Source organism: Pseudomonas fluorescens (assembly GCF_019212185.1).
Lineage (GTDB): Bacteria > Pseudomonadota > Gammaproteobacteria > Pseudomonadales > Pseudomonadaceae > Aquipseudomonas.
Map to the genome: position 1 here is coordinate 3,729,772 of NZ_CP078138.1, position 17,235 is coordinate 3,747,006.

Here is a 17,235-nt window from a genome sequence, read left to right on the forward strand (position 1 = left end):
TGGGCTGTGTTGAAAACAGCGGCAGGTGCGCTGGAAAAAAGCGTATCAGATGCGGCCGGGGCGCAGGTCTGACGGCCGCAATCCGATCACCAGCGCCAACACCATCAACCCCGCCGCCAGCGCAAACGTCCAGTGCAACCCGGTGGCTAGCGCGGTCGGCGCGGCCGTGATCAGTTCGCGGGTGCCGGCGCCCAGGGCAAAGACGCTGCCCATCACCGCCGTCCCGCTGATCAACCCCAGATTGCGCGACAGGCTGAGCAAGCCGGCCACCACGCCGCGCTGCTGCGAATCAATCGCGCCCATGATTCGGCTGTTATTCGCGGCCTGGAACAGTGCATAGCTGGCGGTTAGCAGCAAGATCGGCGCGAGGTAACCGATGATCCCGGCCTGCAGCGGCAACAAGGCCAGCAGGCTCGAAGCGCAGGCCATGCCGAGCAATCCGGCGCGAGTCATGGTTGCTGCGCCACGGCGATCTACCAGGCGTCCCGCTGGCGCCCCGCAGAGCGCCGCGACGCACGGCCCTGCCGATAACGCCAGGCCGACCGCCAGTGGACCGAGGCCCAGGCCCTGGCTGAGGTAGAACGGGCCGACCACCAGCGTTGACATGATCACGGTCGACACCAACAGCGTCATGCCCAGACCGGCACTGAGTGGGCCGCTGCGCAGCAGTTGGAAGCGGATCAGCGGCGCCTTGGCCTGCGCCTGGCGCCAGATAAACAGCGCAGTCCCCACTGCCGCTGGCAACAACAGAGTGCCCTGCCCCCAGGTTATGGCCAGCGCGAAACAGCCCAGTGTCAGCGCCAACAGCAGGGTTCCGGGCAGGTCGAAGCCCGTCGACGTTCGCGGCCCATCGACCGGCAAGTAACGCCACACCAGCAGGGCATTGAGCAACCCCAGCGGCAGGTTGATCAGGAATATCGCCTGCCAGCCTACACTGGCAATCAACACCCCGCCCAATGATGGCCCCAGCGTTGTCCCCAGCGCCGACATCGACCCCAGCAGGCCCATGGCACGGCCGCGCCGCGTCTCAGGCACCGCATCGCCGACCAGCGCCATGCCCAGCGCCAGCATGATCGCCGCGCCCAGCCCCTGGATCGCCCGCCCGGCCAGCAGCCAGCCAAGATTCGGCGCCAGGCCGCAGAGCAACGAGGCGGCACTGAACAGACCAACGCCGATCAACAGCAGGCGCCGCCGCCCCATGAGATCGCCCAGACGACCAACGCCGACGATCAGCGCGGTGATGCTCAGCAGGTAGGTCAGGACCACCCATTGCACCTGAGTGAAGGAAGCGTCGAATGCGCGGGCCAGCACCGGCAATCCGGCGTTGGCGATGCTGGTGTCGAGGGACGGCAGTAACGTCGAGAGTCCGAGGCTCACAAGGATCCAGCGGCTGGAGGGTGTCAGTCGCGCGACTTCAGCGGGATGCACTGAATTGATGCTGTTCATGCCAGAAGACTCCACAAAGACGTTCAACCACAGCCTATGCCCGGCACTCATCAGGCGGAAGACGCAGCAGTTGCACTAGATAGCTGCATACAACGCCATGTCACTCGTAAGCGTGCTACCGTTGCGTAATGTCCACTCCCGACCTGAACCTGCTGTTCACCCTCGATGCCCTGCTCGCCGAAGGCAGTGTCGCGCGCGCTGCCCAGCGCTTGCACCTGAGCCCCTCGGCCATGAGCCGGGCGTTGGCACGTCTGCGCAAGGTCACCGGCGACCCACTGCTGGTGCGCGCCGGTCGCGGTCTGGTGCCGACGCCTCGGGCCATCGAGCTGCGCGAACGGGTGCAACGACTGGTGGACGAAGCACAAAGCCTGCTGCGGCCTGTCGAGCAACTGGACCTCAGTCAGTTGGTGCGCACCTTCACCCTGCGCACCAGCGACGGCTTCGTCGAAAATTTCGGCCCGGCGCTGATCCAGCGTCTGCGTCAGAAAGCGCCCGGCGTGCGCCTGTATTTCCGGCAAAAGCTGAACAAGGACAGCGCGCCGTTGCGCGATGGCAGCGTCGACCTCGATACCGGCGTTGTCGTTCCCGCGACCCGCCCGGAACTGCACAGCCGCATCCTGTTCGAGGATCGCTTCGTCGGCGTGGTGCGCAACGGTCACCCCTTGAGCCAGGGCGAAATCACTGCCGAACGCTACATCAACGGCCAACACATTCAGGTCTCCCGGCGGGGACTGGCCACCGGCCTGCTGGACGAGACATTCAACCAGCAGGGCTGGCAGCGCGAGGTGGTGAGTCTGGTCAGCGGATTTTCCGCGGCGCTGGCGCTGACCCGCGATACGGACCTGATCGCCACATTGCCCGAGCGCCACACCCGACACCTGCGCAATGATTGCTTCAGCTTCGCCCTGCCCCTGCCGACCCCGACCATTCAGCTGTCGATGATCTGGCACCCACGGATGGACGCCGATCCGGCGCATCGCTGGTTGCGCGCCTGCCTGCGGCAAGTCTGCAACGAGGTGCTCGGCCTCTAGAGCAGCGCCCCGAGCCAGGCCGACAGCAGCAACAACAGCGCCAGGCCATGGTTCATGCGCTTGAACGCTGCGGGCGAACTGAGCACTCGGGCGCTGCCCACGCCGAGCAGTGCCCAGACTGTCATGCACGGCAGGCAGACCATCAGGAACAGCGCCGACAACAGCAGCAGGCGCGCCGTCTGCTCACCGTCGCCAGCGAACACACTGGCCACCGCCACCGCCATCATCCACACCTTGGGATTGATCACCTGCAGCCCCGCGCCCGCCAACACACTCAGGCCCCGGTCCGGCGCGTCTCCGGCCTCCAGCGACGGCGGCGGACTGCGGAAAATCTGCCAGGCCAGCCAACTCAACCAGAGCACCCCGGCCCAGGTCATCGCCTGCTGCACCCGGGGGAAACGCAACAGGGTTTCCCCCAAGCCCAACCCGACCACCAGCACCACCAGCGCCGCCGAGACGCAGGCGCCGAGAATCAACGGCAGCGTCGCCCCCAGGCCGCGTCGGGCGCTGTGGCTGAGCACGAGGATATTGGTCGGGCCGGGGGTGATCGAGGCCACGAAGGCAAACAGCAGAAATGGCAACAGTGACAGCATGGCAGGAACTCCTTGAGCAGACAGGGGTCCATGGTCACCGCCGGCGGCGCTTCAGTCTGGAAGGTTTGAGCAGCGCTTGCGGTAATCCGCCGGGGTCAGCCGATAGGCTCGGCGGAACCAGCGCCCCAGGTGGCTCTGATCGGCAAACCCCAGGGCACTGGCGACCTGCGCCGGGGTTTCGCCACGGGCCAGCCACAGGCGCGCCTTGGCCAGGCGAAGCTGGATCAGGTAGGCATGGGGCGCCAGGCCGAAGGCGGCCTTGAATGCACGGCTGAGGCGGAAACGATCGACCCCGCAGACCTGCGCCAGTTGATCGAGGCCGATGTCTTCAAAGGCATGGGCCTGCAAGTAATCGCGGGCCACCTGCGCCACCCGAGGCAAACGCGGGTCGACCGGCAGGCGCTGGCGCCAGTCGAGATGCCGGGTCAGCGCGCTCAACAGGTTGTCGGTGGCGCTCTGGCGGACGATGCGCAGGTCGCCCTCATGCAGCGCCTGGAACGCCTGAGTAATGGCGCCCGCCAGTGGCGGGTCCTGGCTCAGGGTGTCGGCGAAGCCCAACTGCGCGCTGGCCGGCGCATGCTCGAACAAGCTGCGCAGTTCGCGCTCCAGCCAATCCGGATCGAAATACAGCATCGAGTAGGTGAAGCCTTCCTCGGTCGGCGCATGGCCGTCGTGGATCTCCCCAGGCTCGAGCATGAACACCTTGCCCGGCGTACTCAGATGCTTCATCCGCCGGCAGTTGAACTGCTGCACGCCCTGCTCGGTGACGCCCACCAGGAAGCTGTCGTGCCAGTGCGGGTCGTAAGCGTGGCCTTGGAAATGGGCACGGATCGACTCGATCCCGGTATCGGCATCTTGCGACAGTTCGATCCAGTGCTGATCGTTCACGGTAATGCCACCCCAGGTCCTGCGCGGCCAATGCGCCTGGCCAACTGTGCCTGATTTGTGCGGTGGCGTTTAGAACATTTGTGCAGCGCCTTGGGCCGCCCACTGATGTGGCGGCCTGGCGCGCGGAGTTACTTGTCGGACTTGATGCTGGTCCAGACCCGGGTCCGCACGCGCTCAATTTTCTGCGGCAGCGGCTGCACCACGTACAGTTTTTTCAGCGCCTCGGGAGTCGGAGTCAGGTTCGGATTGCCGGTGATTTCTTTGTTGATCAGCGGCAGCGAGTCCTTGTTGGCATTCGGGTAGCCGAGGAAGTCGCTGATCGGCGCGATGACTTTAGAATCTAGTAAATTGTTAAGAAATTCATGGGCTTCAGAGACGTTCTTCGCGCTCTTTGGTATGGCAAAAGTGTCAAACCAGATCGGTGCACCTTCCTTCGGCAGCCGGTAGTCCACCACCACGCCGTTGCCGGCCTCCTTGGCCCGATTGCCGAACTGATAGAAGCTGCCCGAGTAACCGATGGCGACGCAGATATCGCCGTTGGCGATGTCGGTCATGTACTTGGCCGAGTTGAAATAGGTCACGTACGGGCGAACCTTGAGCATCAACTCCTTGGCTTTTTCATAGTCGTCCGGGTTCTGGCTGTTGGGGTCCAGGCCCAGGTAATGCAGGGCCAGCGGCAGGATTTCGGTGGGTGAGTCGAGCATCGCTACGCCGCAGGCCTTGAGCTTTTCCATGTTCTCGGGCTTGAACACCAGGTCCCAGCTGTCCACCGGGGCATTCTCACCCAGCGCCGCCTTGACCTTGGCCGGGTTGAAGCCGATCAGCACGGTGCCGACCATGTAGGGCACGCCGTACTGGTTGCCGGGGTCATTCTTGGCCAACAGCTTGAGCAGTTCCGGGTCCTGGTGCTGCCAGTTCGGCAGCTTGGATTTGTCGAGTTTCTGGAACACCCCGGCCTTGATCTGGGTCTCGAGGAACTGGTTCGACGGCACCACCAGGTCATAGCCGGAGTTGCCGGTGAGCAGCTTGGCCTCCAGCGACTCGTTGGTATCGAAGGTGTCCCAGGTGACCTTGATCCCGCTCTGTTTGGCGAAGTCCTTAGGCACCGAGGGCAGGATGTAATCCGCCCAGTTGTACACCCTCAACTCCCGTTGTTCGGCTTGCACGGCGCTGGCCAGCAGCGTCAGCCCACAGAATGTGGCGCCCAGAATGCGTTTGATCGTGACCATGAATGGCTTCCCCAAGTGCGGCGTCAGTTCGACGGTTTTTATGTTCTATGAACGGCAGCGGGTTAAACGATAGCCAAGGGCCGGGCATACGGTTTGTTGTTGTCACGCGTGCGCATGCTCGAATCGGCCACTTGGGTCTGATTCTTGCCGAGGCTGGCACGGGAACACAGTGGGGGGTTGGCCAAAAGGGGATCGAAATGGCCATTATTGTTGGCCGGATGGGTGGTTGTGGGTTGGGCCTGTAGGGCCCCCGCATCGAGGTGAAAAAAGCCTGGAGCGCCGCGCCCCTTCAGATAGAGCCTGTAGGAGCGAGCCTGCTCGCGATGGGGCATCAGCCACACCGCATCAACTTCATCGCCAGCAGGCAGGCTCCTACAGGATTAGTGTGGCGCGCGGGGAATGGTCTTGAGCAGGTCGTCCGGGCTGATATAACCAACCACGCTGCCGGGCTGCGGCAGGTCGAGGATATGGCCCTTGATCTTGCCCACCACGTGCATTTCGCAGGGTTTGCAGTCGAACTTGAGGGTCAGCACTTCGTCGCCGTGGATCAGTTGCATCGGCGCGACCTTGGTCTTGACGCCGGTGACGCCCTTGGCCTGTTTCGGGCACAGGTTGAAGGAGAAACGCAGGCAATGCTTGGTGATCATCACCGGTACTTCGCCAGTTTCCTCGTGGGCCTCGAACGCCGCGTCAATCAGCTTGACCCCGTGACGATGGTAGAAATCCCGGGCCTTCTGGTTGTAGACGTTGGCCAGGAACGACAGGTGCGACTCCGGGTACACCGGTGGCGGCGAGGTCTCGGCCTTGCGTCCACCCCGTGGATGGGCAGCAACACGGGCGGCGGTCAGCGCCTCGATGACCTCGCGGCGCAACGCCTTGAGCTGCGAGTTGGGCACGAAGAACGCCGTCGGCGCATCGAGTTTGACGTCGGTGGCGTGGTACTCGGTGGTGCCCAACTGGCCCAGCAGGTCGCGCAGTTGTTCCAGCGCCTGCTCCGGCTTGTTGGCGGCGCCAAACGGCCCTTCCAAAGCGACGCTGGCACGGATGCCCTCTTCGCTGGTGGCGGTCAGTTCCAGACGCTCTTCACGCAGGCGTGCCACCCACTCCAGGCCGATACGTCGCTCGGCGGAGGTCTTGAGCAGGGCTTGCTGCCAGTTGTGGTCGAGGTTGCGGCTCAGCGGATGGTTCGGTCGCAGGTTGTGCAGGCCGACCGGCATCTCGTTAGGCTCGACCCGATAGCGATAACGCTTTTCGCCGTCATCGAGGAATTCGCCACGGGCTTCGGCGATGTTGGCGCGGAACCCCACCACTTCGCGCTTGACCAGCACATTGAGGCCGTCACCATTGGACAGCGGCTCGTGGGTCACCACCTGCATGTCGCGCTTGCCGACTTTCTCCACCACACCCACCGGCAGGCCGGTGAAGGTCGGGGTGTCGAAGGCGCCGATGTCGATCTTGCGGTCGCTGACGAAATAGTCGGTGCTGCCACGGTGGAAGGTCTTTTCCGGGTCCGGCAGGAAAAAGTGCGCGGTGCGGCCGCTGGACGCGCGGGCCAGGTCCGGGCGGTCTTCGAGCACGTCGTCGAGGCGCTGGCGGTAGTAGGCGGTGATGTTCTTCACATAGCCCATGTCCTTGTAGCGCCCTTCGATCTTGAACGAACGCACGCCAGCCTCGACCAGGGCGCGGATGTTGGCGCTCTGGTTGTTGTCCTTCATCGACAGCAGGTGTTTCTCGAACGCGACGACACGCCCCTGGTCATCCTTGAGGGTGTAAGGCAGGCGGCAGGCCTGGGAGCAATCGCCACGGTTGGCGCTGCGGCCGTTTTGCGCGTGGGAGATGTTGCACTGGCCGGAGAAGGCCACGCACAGGGCGCCGTGGATGAAAAACTCGATGGCGGCATCGGTTTCGTCGGCGATCGCACGGATTTCTTGCAGGTTCAGCTCGCGGGCCAATACCAACTGCGAGAAACCGGCCTGGTCGAGGAACTTGGCCCGGGCCAGGGTGCGGATGTCGGTCTGGGTGCTGGCGTGCAGTTCGATCGGCGGAATGTCCAGCTCCATCACACCCAGGTCCTGGACGATCAGCGCATCGACGCCGGCATCGTACAACTGGTGGATCAGCTTGCGCGCCGGCTCCAGTTCGTTGTCGTGGAGGATGGTGTTGATGGTGGTGAAGACCCGGGCGTGATAACGACGGGCGAACTCCACCAACTGGGCGATATCGCTGACTTCGTTGCAGGCGTTGTGACGCGCGCCGAAGCTCGGGCCGCCGATGTACACGGCGTCGGCGCCATGCAAAATGGCCTCGCGGGCGATGCTGACATCGCGGGCAGGGCTGAGCAATTCCAGGTGATGCTTGGGCAAGGACATATTTTTTTAGTCAGGCTGTCACGGTCGAATCGCGCATTGTACCGGTGAATCGCCTGGCCGGCACCCGTACGCTGCCCGGTGGTGTGAACCGGGCGCGAATGGGTTTTCCTCAAACCTTGGGTTGATGACTGGTCACGCAATGAATCCCGCCGCCACCGGCGCTGATTGCGTCGATATTCAGCTGGACGATTTCGCGGTCCGGGTACAGCTCGGACAGCAGGTCATAGGCCGCGGTATCAGCCTTTTTGTCGCCAAACTCGGGGGCGATCACCGCGCCGTTGATGACAAAATAGTTGATGTAGCCAGCGGCGAAGTCCGGGTTGTTTTTGCTGAAGCGACTGTTGCGCGGCTTGAGCGGCGGCGAAACGGTGTGCACCTGCAGCTTGCGGCCATCGGCGTCGGTGGCCTGCTTGAGAATCTCCAGGTGGGCCAGGGTGACCTTGCGGTCGTATGAGTCGGGATCGGTGTCAAGGTTGGCGATCACCACCCCGGGGGCGACGAAACGCGCATAGAAATCGACGTGGGCATCGGTGATGTCCTTGCCCTTGATCCCCGGCAACCAGATGATCTTGCGCAGGCCCAGGCGTTCTTTCAGTTCCTGCTCGACTTCGGCCTTGCTCCAGTCCGGGTTGCGATTGCGGTTGATCCAGCTGCTTTCGGTCATGATCCCGGTGCCGTGACCATCGACCTCGATACCACCGCCCTCGCCCACCAGCTCGGTGCTCAGGTAACGCGCACCGACCGTATCGCTGACCAGTCGCGGCACTTGCGCGTCGTCGTCATGCTGCTGCTTGTTACCCCAGCCGTTGAAGTTGAAATCCACCGCCCCCAGCCCGCCCTGGCCGTCGACGACAAAGTTGGCGCCGATATCGCGCATCCAGATGTCGTCCAGCTCGGTGATGACGTAGGTGACGTTGTGGCTGCCGCAATATTCTTCGGCCAGCTCCCGTTCACGTTTACGGCAGAACACGGTCAGCGGTTCATAGTCGGCGATGGCCCGGGCGATCCGTCCGAGGGCCGCTTGCACGTCGCCGGTGAAATCTTCCCAGATCGCGTCCTGGGCGCCAAAGGCGATGAACGCCTGCTGGTGGCGCTCGCCTTCGTCGGGCATGTACCACTTACGCCCTGTAGCGGCCAGCACCGAGCGGGGCGCCAGACCGAGGCCGCTGGCCGCCATGGCGCCGAGCCCGGCAACGACCGAGACCTGTTTGATGAAGTGTCGACGCGTCGGCATCTGTTGTTCCCTTGACTGTTGATCGATGTTCACTGGCCGGTGGCCGTCTTGAATTTGGTCCAGGTGCGCATGCGCGCGCGCATGTCGGCCTGGGGGATGTCCTGGCCAGGAATCAGCCGCCCATAGGTGGCCTCATCGAGGTAGATATCCGGGTTGTTGCGCATGCTTGCATCGACTTGGGGGCGGGCCTTGGCGCTGGACGTCGGGTAGCCGGTGAAGTTACTGATGGCCGCCATGTTTTCCGGGCGCATCACGAAGTTGATAAAGGTATAGGCGTATTCCGGGTGTTTCGCGTCCACCGGGACGGCCATGGTGTCCATCCACACCGTGGTGCCTTCGCGCGGCACTCGGTACTGGAAGTGCACCGGTTTGCCGGCGCTGTCTGCGGTGCGCTGGGCCTGGGTCATGTCGCCGCTGTAACCCAGGGACAGGCACAGGTTGCCGTTGACCAGGTCGGTGACCGGCTGCGACTGAAACTTGCGCACGTACGGCCGCAACTTGCCCAGCAGCTCACTGGCCGCCGCCAGGTCCTCGCGCTTGCCACTGCGCGGCTCACGGCCCAGGTAGTGGAGGACCACGGCCAGCACTTCGTCCGGCGAGTCGATGATCGAGATCCCACAATCGGCGAACTGTTTGGCCAGCTCCGGTTTGAACAACATGTCCAGACTGTTGACCGGCGCGTCGGGCATGCGCTGCTTGATCTGCTCGGCGTTGTAGGTCAGGCCGATGGTGCCCCAGGTGTAGGGCACCGTGGCCTGGTTCGAATGCACGTAATGGCTGCGCAGCTTCTGCAAGCCCGGCTCGATGTCGTTGAGCGCGGTGAGTTTGGCCGGATCCAGGGGCATCAGGCTGCCGGCGCGCATCAGCCGCTCGGCCACGGTGTCACCGGGGAAGATCAGGTCATAGCCGCTGTTGCCGGCGAGCATCTTGGCTTCCAGGGTCTCGCTGCCGTCCATCACGTCGTAGATCACCTTGATCCCGGTTTCGCTGGTGAAGCGGCTCAGGGTGTCCTCGGCAAAATAGTCGGCCCAGTTGTACAGGCGCAGGGTTTTCTCATCGGCGTGCAAGGTCGGTGCAGCGGCGATCAGGGCCGCCAGCAATAGCGTGTGGGTCATGCGCATATCAAACCCCCTGGGTGTTCCAGCGTGCGTTGAGTTGACGACCGTCGTGACTGAGTAGCGCGCCATACATTTCCGGTCGGCGGTCGCGGTAGATGCCCCAGCTCAGGCGTTCTTCGCGCATCGCCGCGAGGTCCAGGCTGTGCAACAGCACGCCGGTGCTGTCGCGGTCGGCGCCGACGAGCAGCTTGCCCTTGTGGTTGCAGATGAATGACGAGCCGTAGAACCTCATCTGCAGGCCGGCATCGCTGGTCGCCACTTCATTGCCGACCCGGTTCGACGCCACCACCGGCAAGAGGTTCGCCGCCGCATGGCCGCGCATGGTCATCTGCCAGTGATCGCGGGAATCGAGGTCGGCGCAACCCGGTTCCGAGCCGATGGCAGTGGGAAACAGCAACACCTCGGCGCCCAGCAGGGCCAGGCAACGGGCGGTCTCGGGAAACCACTGGTCCCAGCAGATGCCCACGCCCAGGCGTCCGAACGCGGTGTCCCAGACCCGAAAGCCGGTGTCGCCGGGACTGAAGTATTCCTTCTCCTGGTAGCCGATGGCGTTGGGGATATGGGTCTTGCGATAGACCCCCAGCAGGCGGCCATCGGCATCGGCCACGCTCAATGAATTGAAATAGGCGTTGCCGGCCTTCTCGAACCAGCTCAACGGCAGCACCACGCCCAACTCTTTGGCCAAAGCCGCGAAGCGCTGCAGGATCGGGCTGTCGCCGTACTCCTGGGCCAGGGCCAGGTGTTGATGGCGCTGTTCGATGCAGAAGTACGGGGTGGCGAACAGCTCCTGCAGCAGGATCACCTGGGCGCCCTTGGCCGCAGCCTCGCGCACCAGCTGTTCGGCCTGGTCGAGGTTGTGTTGCAGGTCCCAGGAACACGGCATCTGGGTGGTAGCGATGGTCAACAGGCTCATGGCATCAACCCTCCAGTGGCCAGGCTGGCTGTTGCTGGGTAATGCAATGCACCCCGCCGCCGCCATGGGCCAGATGGTTGATCCGCACCGGGACGATTTCGCGACCCGGGAAGGCCTGGGCCAGTACCTCGGCTGCCGCATTATCGGCTTCGATACCGTAGGCCGGCATGATGATTGCGCCGTTGGCGATGTAGAAGTTGGTGTAGGAGGCGCAGAACACTTCGGCCTCGGTGTCCACCGCTTCGCTGGCTTCATACAGTTCGATCAATTCAAACGAGCGGCCCTTGGCATCCCGGGCCAGTTGCAGGGCGCGGCGGTTTTCGTGCACCACTTCGGCGTACACCGAGCTTTGGTCGCGGGTCGCATCCACCAGCAACACGCCGGGACGAGCGAAGGCGCAGACCCCATCGACATGGCCGTCGGTCATGTCGCCGGTGACATAGTCCGGATCGCCCGGCAGCCAGATGGTCTTGGTCACGCCCAGCAGACGACTGAAGATTTCTTCGATTTCGGCCTTGCTCACGCCGGGGTTGCGATTGGGGTTGAGCAGCACCGATTCAGTGGTGATCAGCGTGCCTTCGCCATCAACGTGAATCGCCCCGCCTTCGTTGCTCAGCGCAGTGCCGAAGCACTCCAGGCCCAATTGATTGAGGGCGCGACGGGCGAGGCTTTCGTCGAGGTCGTGGGCCGACTTGCCGCCCCAGGCGTTGAAGCGCCAGCTGACCCCGGCCAGACCCCGTTGCGGGTGGCAGACGAAGCTCGGGCCGGAGTCGCGGCACCAGCTGTCGTTGACGGCCAGTTCGATCAGCTCGATGTTCGGCCCGCACAAGGCCTTGGCCCGGGTCACCGCCGAGGGATCAACGACCATTTTCACCGGTTCAAAACGGGCAATCGCATTGGCGACGCGAGCGAAATCTTCCTGCACCTGGCTCAGGGTCACGCCCCAACCCGACTCCCACAAGGCCTGATTGTGCGGCCAGACCATCCAGGTCGCGGCGTGTGGAGCCCACTCGGCGGGCATCATCCAGGCGCTGTTGTGATTGTTGTTGTGCTGCATGACAAGTACCTTTGAGTTAAGTCATTGTGTTCAATGAAAAGAGTCTGCTGGGTGCTGACATGCATGCTACGGCGCTAAAAACCGGCAAACAAACGATGGATTTAGTAGCAAAGTGATTAGAGGAACTTATCAATATGCTCAAGCACTGGCCGCCGCTCAGCTCCCTGCGCGGCTTCGAAGCCGCTGCCCGCCTCGGCAGTTTCCACAAGGCCGCCGCCGAGCTGAGCCTGACCCAGTCGGCCATCAGTCAGCAGATTCGCAGCCTCGAGGCCTACCTCGAACAACCGCTGTTTATCCGCAGCGGACGCGCGGTGTACCTGACCGATGCCGGCCACGACCTGTTGAGCACCACCCAGGCCCTGCTGCAGCAACTGGCGGTGGGCATCCGCCGCCTGGGCCAATACCAGAAACCCAACCAACTGGTGCTCAACACCACCCCGGCCTTCGCCCGCCACTGGCTGCTGCCGCGCCTCGGCGATTTCCGCCGTCAGCATCCGGAAGTCGATCTGTGGATTTTCAGCACCGATGAAGTGCCCGAGATGAGCAGCCAGACCATCGACCTCGCCGTGCGCGATGACATCAGCTCCCAGGCCGAATGCAGCTTCAAAGTGCTGCACCACGACCGCCTTTACCCGGCCTGCCACCCCAGCGTGCTGGCCCAACCCCGTGAGCAGCGCACCACCCTGCACGGCGAGCGGGAGATGGATTGGAACCACTGGGCGGTGGAAGCCGGCGTCGACGTCGGCCAACAGGAACAGGGCCTCAACTTCTCCGACCCCGGCCTGCTGCTGGACGCCGCCTGCAGCGGTTTGGGCATCGCTCTGGTCAGCCAGTTATTGAGCCGCCAGGCGCGGGACAGCGGGCTGTTGCAGCCGCTGGTCGATCAAACCATCCGCGGCCCGAACTGGGCGCTGCTGACCCATCGCGACAGTGAGAGCAATCCGCTGGCGAGGAGTTTCAGTGAGTGGTTGGTGGAGAACCTGTAGGAGCCAGCTTGCTGGCGAAGAACGTCAACGATGACGCGCGCTGGACGAATAACTCGCCCACGACCCACAGAGCGGATCACCCGCTCTGTGGGCCGAGAAACCAACTATCGTCTTGATTGAGCGCAACGCACGTGCGCTCATCCCTGTCAGTCTGCGGATGACCGACGATGACCAAACACGCGAAAATCCCCCAGGACCTCGCCACTGCGCCAGCACCAGCGCGCCATGGCCTGTGGCACCGCTGGTTCAGCGGCCGGGCGCAGAAGCTCAGCCACTCGACCCAGTTCGTCATCGCGGCAACCGTGATCCTCGGCCTGACCATGTTCTTCGTCGGCAAGCTGGTCAGCGAACGCATCGAAAATGCCGCGGTGCAGAGCGCCGCCGAGGCCGGTGCGCAGTACATGGACACCTTCCTCGAACCCTACGTGCAGGACATGACCGATGACAACCTGCTGTCGCCGGAAAGCATCCAGGCCCTGGACCGCGTGACCCAGAGCCGGGCCATGAAACAGCACATTGCCTCGATCAAGATCTGGCGCGCCGACGGCACGGTGGTCTACAGCACCAACAAAGCCATCACCAATCACAAATTCGCACCCGATGAAATTACCGAGGCGCTCAAGGGCAAAGTGGTCACCGACCTGGAAGGGCTGACCCAGGATGAGAACGAGTACGAGCGCAAACTGGAGATGCCGCTCTATGAGATCTACGCACCGCTGCGCGATTCCAACTCGATGAAAGTCATTGCCGTCGGCGAATTCTATGAAAAAGCCAGCAGCCTCAAGCGCGAGATCAATCGCGTGCGTCAACAAGTCTGGGCGGTGGTCGGCGCCGCAACCTTGGCGATGCTGACCCTGCTGTTTTTCATCGTCCGCCGCGGCGACAAGATCATCCAGCGCCAGCAAGTGGCCCTGCAGGCGCGATTGCAGGAGCAAACCCGCCTGCACGCCAGCAATGCCGAACTCCAGCATAAAGTGGCGACGGCGACCCAGGAGTTCTCCCGGGTCAACGAACTCACCTTGCGCCGCATCGGGGCCGACCTGCACGACGGCCCGGCGCAACTGCTGACCTTGATCCTGATCCGCCTCGATGATCTGGCGGAAAACTGCTCGGCGGTCGACCAGGAATCCATGGAAACCATTCGCGGCGCCGCCACCGACGCCCTGCGCGAGGTCCGTGACCTGTCACGCGGCCTGGCGCTCCCGGAAATCAACGACCTGAGCCTGGTGCAAGAGTTGCAACTGGTGGCGCAACGGCACGAGCAACGCACCGGCACCGGCGTCAAACTGATCCTGGGGCCGCTGCCTAAAGTCGCTCCACTGCCGCTCAAGCTGTGCCTGTACCGTTTCGTCCAGGAAACCCTGAACAACGCCTTTCGCCATGCCAATGGCGAAGGCCAGGTGATTCAGGCGCGTTACGTCAACGGCGTGCTGGACATCAGCGTGCACGACAGTGGTCCGGGCATGATGGAGGACGCGATGCAGCCGAGGACGGCCGGCCGCACCCGCCTGGGTCTCGCCGGCTTGCGGTATCGAGTGGAGTCCCTGGGAGGCCTGTTCAACATCGATTCCGGTGCCTCGGGCACCTCGGTCAGTGCCCAGTTCAGGCTCTAGTTGCGGGTATCGGCACCCAGGTGCAGGCGTCCGATCGCTTCGTGTTCCCAGTAGCGGCGCAGGGCGGTAACGGCCTCTACGCGATTGCGCGCGTTGAGTTTCTGCATCACGCAGGACATGTGGTGCTTGACGGTTTTCTCACTGATCGCCAGGTTGTCCGCCACCTCTCGATTGGTCAGCCCCTTGGCTACTTCGCGGATGACCTCCTCTTCCCGTGGCGTCAGGTCGAACTTCTGCACGTCCGCTTCATGCTTCTTGATATGGCTCAGCAGCTTGTCGGCCAACTCGGGGGTGACGAAGGTCTCGCCCTTGGCCACCGAGCGGATCGCCTGCACCAGCTGCGGACCACTGATGCCTTTCAGCACATAGCCACGCGCCCCGGCCTCCAGCGCCAGGAACGCATCGTTTTCCGACTCGGAAACCGTCAGCATCAGCACCTTGATATCCGTAAGCTCGGTCGCAATGAAGCGCACCGCGGCAAACACGTCGCCGGGCATATTGACATCCATCAGCATCACATCCGGACGCTCGCGCTGGGCAATATCCATCGCGTCCTGGGCACTGGCACCCTGCTCCACCACCTGCAGGTCCGCACGTTTTTTCAGGGTATTGGCCACGCCCTCACGCAACATCGGATGATCGTCGACGATACCGATGCGAATGGATGGACTCATGAGGCGCTCCCGATTGAACTCGAACACCCATTGATTAATAGCAGGGAACCCGCAATGACGCCGGGCACCCGTCGGATCCCGCGCCCGGGTTTCAGATCAACAAGTCTTCGTAGAAGGCGCCGTAGGGCAACTGCGGATGGGCGATCTGGATTTCCAGAATCCACAGCCCGGTGTTCGGGTATTGGCCGAAATCACCCAGGTCACCGCCGCGATAAATGGCATGGGGGAAATCACTGACGCGATGGCCCTTGATGTCCAGATTGAGGCTCCAGCCCATGGCCTCGGCCTGCTCGTGGGCATAGCGATACAGCGCCACGCCATCGACCTGCGCCTCCCGCCATTGCCGCTCGACCCGCCGGAACAGCTCACGGGCGGCTTCGGCACAGGCGATCATGTGTGGATCATTGCCGGTGGTGAACGTCTGCCCAGCATCGCCTTCATGGCCCTGCCAAACCACGCCCATGTCGATAAAAAAGATGTCGTCCGTGCCCAGCACCGGATCGCCCTCCGAGCGCTGCTTGAAGGTCTTCAGGGTGTTGGCGCCAAAGCGGATCAGCAGCGGATGCCAGATCCGGTCCATGCCCAGCTCGCCAAGGATCTGCTTGCCCAGCGCCACCGCCTCCGACTCGTGCATGCCCGGGACAATCCCGCAGGCAATCTGCTCGATGGCTTTCCAGGTCATCTGCTGCGCATGGCGCATCGACTCCAGCACGTAGCGCTCACCGACGGCTTCTTTGTTGCTCAGGGCTGCTGTCACGGGTCATTCCTTTGAGTAGGGAGTTTCGCTGTATAGTTTTGTATATTGCGATAGGTGTAGGGAAAAGTCTAGTCGTGCTCAAAATCCTGTAGGAGCAGTCGGTCGACGCTAATTTTTTGTGAGCAGCCAAGATGGCTGGGTCTATGACACCAACCTCAAAGACACCAATCTCAAGAGTTGCAGGCCACGAGATCTTCGAGCACCGAACTGAGTGAATTTACAACGTGATTGGATATCCATCAGTCAGCGCCTTCGTAAACAACGGCCAAACTCGCCCACCCCACACCATAAATAGTTGCAAATCGATCAATTCACCGGCACGGAGCTATTAACTACACAACGTACAGTTTTATCCCCTAAAACCACAAAATCATCTTCATTTATATAGCCATGCGGCTCCGCCGAAGTTCTGTAAACATTCACTCCACCGCCCCACGCAGGATCAGCAAACGCCTGGCCACGAACGACCTTAGTGCCGCGACCAAAGTAGTCCTTGGTAACAGCCACACTCGGCCCTTGCGGATTATTTACAGGAGAATAATTATAGTAGTCCTCATCATACCAATCACTAACCCACTCCAAACCATTATCTGACATTGAGTACAAACCCAAAGAATTAGGCTGAAAGTAATCTACTGGCAATGGAGTAAGTCCTTCAGTCGCCCAATTCATTTCATCCGCAAATGCGCGACGATTCCATGTCGAAGATATATTTAGCCCTCTCAGGCCGTATTCCCCCTGAACTCGCTCATGGGCGACCCTATAAGTCCCATCATCGGTAGACACCATCAAAAATCGACCACGACTTCGCGCCGCATATTCCCATTGAGCCTCCGTCGGCAGAGCGAACGGGAGGCCACTCACTACCGCTAGCCACCCACAATACCTTTCCGCCTCAAACCAATCCATATGCGCTGGCGTTCTCGGCGCACTATTCATATCACTCCAATCTTTTTGATTACCTGCATCAACAACCCTTAACTTCAAACCATTGAACTTCAGATAAAACTGATAAGCCTGATTGGTGACTTTTATTTTTTGAATAGAATAATTATCCAATCTCACCTTGTGCAGGGGCTTACTGTCCTTGTCAGCGTCATAAGGTAAATTCTCAGGACCATAGTCTGCGCCAAAATCCCCCATTAGAAAATCACCTCCCTCGACAAAAACCAGATCAATCTTCAAGTCATCAATATATTGCATCAGCGCTTGATTACTCTCGTTTCGGGCTAGACTGCCCTTCGTCTCCGACGCGCCCTCACACCCTACCAACAATAAAAAACAAACAATACTGGCGATTACTCGAGTCAAACTAATACCCATTAAA

Annotated in this window: 15 protein-coding genes; 3 read left to right on the forward strand and 12 right to left on the reverse strand. The window is 62.0% G+C overall.

What is annotated here, in order from left to right:
• Nucleotides 1-45: 45 nt before the first annotated feature.
• Entirely contained in the window at nt 46-1,446 is a 1,401-nt protein-coding gene (locus tag KW062_RS16695; RefSeq protein ID WP_105755490.1) for an MFS transporter, read from the reverse strand.
• 128 nt (nt 1,447-1,574) lie between these two features.
• Here KW062_RS16695 and KW062_RS16700 point away from each other — a divergent pair, with 128 nt between their 5' ends.
• On the forward strand, nt 1,575-2,477 hold the full coding sequence (locus tag KW062_RS16700) for a LysR family transcriptional regulator (protein ID WP_105755489.1): 903 nt from the start codon (nt 1,575-1,577) through the stop codon (nt 2,475-2,477).
• Here the strand turns inward: KW062_RS16700 and KW062_RS16705 are convergent.
• From KW062_RS16705 to KW062_RS16740, 8 genes are all read right to left on the reverse strand, one after another.
• A complete protein-coding gene (locus KW062_RS16705; protein ID WP_105755488.1) occupies nt 2,474-3,070 on the reverse strand; it encodes a LysE family translocator in 597 nt (198 codons plus the stop codon). The genes KW062_RS16700 and KW062_RS16705 overlap by 4 nt on opposite strands.
• A 51-nt stretch (nt 3,071-3,121) precedes the next feature.
• Nucleotides 3,122-3,958, reverse strand: a complete 837-nt coding sequence (locus KW062_RS16710; protein ID WP_105755487.1) for an AraC family transcriptional regulator — start codon at nt 3,956-3,958, stop codon at nt 3,122-3,124.
• Between the two features lie 128 nt (nt 3,959-4,086).
• On the reverse strand, nt 4,087-5,187 hold the full coding sequence (locus KW062_RS16715; RefSeq protein ID WP_105755486.1) for a polyamine ABC transporter substrate-binding protein: 1,101 nt from the start codon (nt 5,185-5,187) through the stop codon (nt 4,087-4,089).
• 380 nt (nt 5,188-5,567) lie between these two features.
• Complete coding sequence (locus KW062_RS16720; RefSeq protein ID WP_027618135.1) at nt 5,568-7,556, reverse strand: peptidase U32 family protein; 1,989 nt, start codon at nt 7,554-7,556, stop codon at nt 5,568-5,570.
• 109 nt (nt 7,557-7,665) lie between these two features.
• On the reverse strand, nt 7,666-8,790 hold the full coding sequence (locus KW062_RS16725) for an agmatine deiminase family protein (RefSeq protein WP_105755484.1): 1,125 nt from the start codon (nt 8,788-8,790) through the stop codon (nt 7,666-7,668).
• A 29-nt stretch (nt 8,791-8,819) separates the two neighbouring features.
• Entirely contained in the window at nt 8,820-9,911 is a 1,092-nt protein-coding gene (locus KW062_RS16730) for an extracellular solute-binding protein (RefSeq protein ID WP_105755483.1), read from the reverse strand.
• Between the two features lies 1 nt (nt 9,912).
• Nucleotides 9,913-10,821 carry an N-carbamoylputrescine amidase gene (gene aguB, locus KW062_RS16735; RefSeq protein ID WP_105755482.1) on the reverse strand — a complete coding sequence of 303 codons (909 nt, stop codon included), beginning with the start codon at nt 10,819-10,821 and terminating at the stop codon, nt 9,913-9,915.
• A 4-nt stretch (nt 10,822-10,825) separates the two neighbouring features.
• Nucleotides 10,826-11,878, reverse strand: a complete 1,053-nt coding sequence (locus KW062_RS16740; RefSeq protein WP_105755481.1) for an agmatine deiminase family protein — start codon at nt 11,876-11,878, stop codon at nt 10,826-10,828.
• A gap of 134 nt (nt 11,879-12,012) precedes the next feature.
• On the opposite strand from KW062_RS16740, the gene KW062_RS16745 reads away from it, so the two are divergent.
• On the forward strand, nt 12,013-12,864 hold the full coding sequence (locus KW062_RS16745) for a LysR substrate-binding domain-containing protein (protein ID WP_105755480.1): 852 nt from the start codon (nt 12,013-12,015) through the stop codon (nt 12,862-12,864).
• A gap of 167 nt (nt 12,865-13,031) precedes the next feature.
• Nucleotides 13,032-14,477 (forward strand): sensor histidine kinase, encoded by a 1,446-nt coding sequence (locus KW062_RS16750; protein WP_105755479.1) that lies wholly within the window; start codon nt 13,032-13,034, stop codon nt 14,475-14,477.
• Here KW062_RS16750 and KW062_RS16755 read toward each other — a convergent pair.
• The 3 genes from KW062_RS16755 to KW062_RS16765 all read right to left on the reverse strand — a co-directional run bounded on the left by KW062_RS16755 (nt 14,474) and on the right by KW062_RS16765 (nt 17,231).
• Complete coding sequence (locus KW062_RS16755; RefSeq protein ID WP_027618128.1) at nt 14,474-15,151, reverse strand: response regulator; 678 nt, start codon at nt 15,149-15,151, stop codon at nt 14,474-14,476. The two genes, KW062_RS16750 and KW062_RS16755, sit on opposite strands and share 4 nt — an antisense overlap.
• Before the next feature lie 91 nt (nt 15,152-15,242).
• Nucleotides 15,243-15,908 (reverse strand): M24 family metallopeptidase, encoded by a 666-nt coding sequence (locus tag KW062_RS16760; RefSeq protein WP_105755478.1) that lies wholly within the window; start codon nt 15,906-15,908, stop codon nt 15,243-15,245.
• 306 nt (nt 15,909-16,214) lie between these two features.
• Entirely contained in the window at nt 16,215-17,231 is a 1,017-nt protein-coding gene (locus KW062_RS16765) for a formylglycine-generating enzyme family protein (RefSeq protein ID WP_105755477.1), read from the reverse strand.
• Nucleotides 17,232-17,235: the final 4 nt, after the last annotated feature.

What these genes read in the sequence shown, in the direction of transcription:
- KW062_RS16740 (WP_105755481.1), bottom strand. Translation starts at nt 11,878, where the DNA reads ATGCAGCACAACAACAATCACAACAGCGCCTGGATGATGCCCGCCGAG.
- KW062_RS16725 (WP_105755484.1), bottom strand. Translation starts at nt 8,790, where the DNA reads ATGCCGACGCGTCGACACTTCATCAAACAGGTCTCGGTCGTTGCCGGG.
- KW062_RS16720 (WP_027618135.1), bottom strand. Translation starts at nt 7,556, where the DNA reads ATGTCCTTGCCCAAGCATCACCTGGAATTGCTCAGCCCTGCCCGCGAT.
- KW062_RS16700 (WP_105755489.1), top strand. Translation starts at nt 1,575, where the DNA reads ATGTCCACTCCCGACCTGAACCTGCTGTTCACCCTCGATGCCCTGCTC.
- KW062_RS16695 (WP_105755490.1), bottom strand. Translation starts at nt 1,446, where the DNA reads ATGAACAGCATCAATTCAGTGCATCCCGCTGAAGTCGCGCGACTGACA.
- KW062_RS16755 (WP_027618128.1), bottom strand. Translation starts at nt 15,151, where the DNA reads ATGAGTCCATCCATTCGCATCGGTATCGTCGACGATCATCCGATGTTG.
- KW062_RS16730 (WP_105755483.1), bottom strand. Translation starts at nt 9,911, where the DNA reads ATGCGCATGACCCACACGCTATTGCTGGCGGCCCTGATCGCCGCTGCA.
- KW062_RS16765 (WP_105755477.1), bottom strand. Translation starts at nt 17,231, where the DNA reads ATGGGTATTAGTTTGACTCGAGTAATCGCCAGTATTGTTTGTTTTTTA.
- aguB (WP_105755482.1), bottom strand. Translation starts at nt 10,821, where the DNA reads ATGAGCCTGTTGACCATCGCTACCACCCAGATGCCGTGTTCCTGGGAC.
- KW062_RS16715 (WP_105755486.1), bottom strand. Translation starts at nt 5,187, where the DNA reads ATGGTCACGATCAAACGCATTCTGGGCGCCACATTCTGTGGGCTGACG.
- KW062_RS16705 (WP_105755488.1), bottom strand. Translation starts at nt 3,070, where the DNA reads ATGCTGTCACTGTTGCCATTTCTGCTGTTTGCCTTCGTGGCCTCGATC.
- KW062_RS16750 (WP_105755479.1), top strand. Translation starts at nt 13,032, where the DNA reads ATGACCAAACACGCGAAAATCCCCCAGGACCTCGCCACTGCGCCAGCA.
- KW062_RS16745 (WP_105755480.1), top strand. Translation starts at nt 12,013, where the DNA reads ATGCTCAAGCACTGGCCGCCGCTCAGCTCCCTGCGCGGCTTCGAAGCC.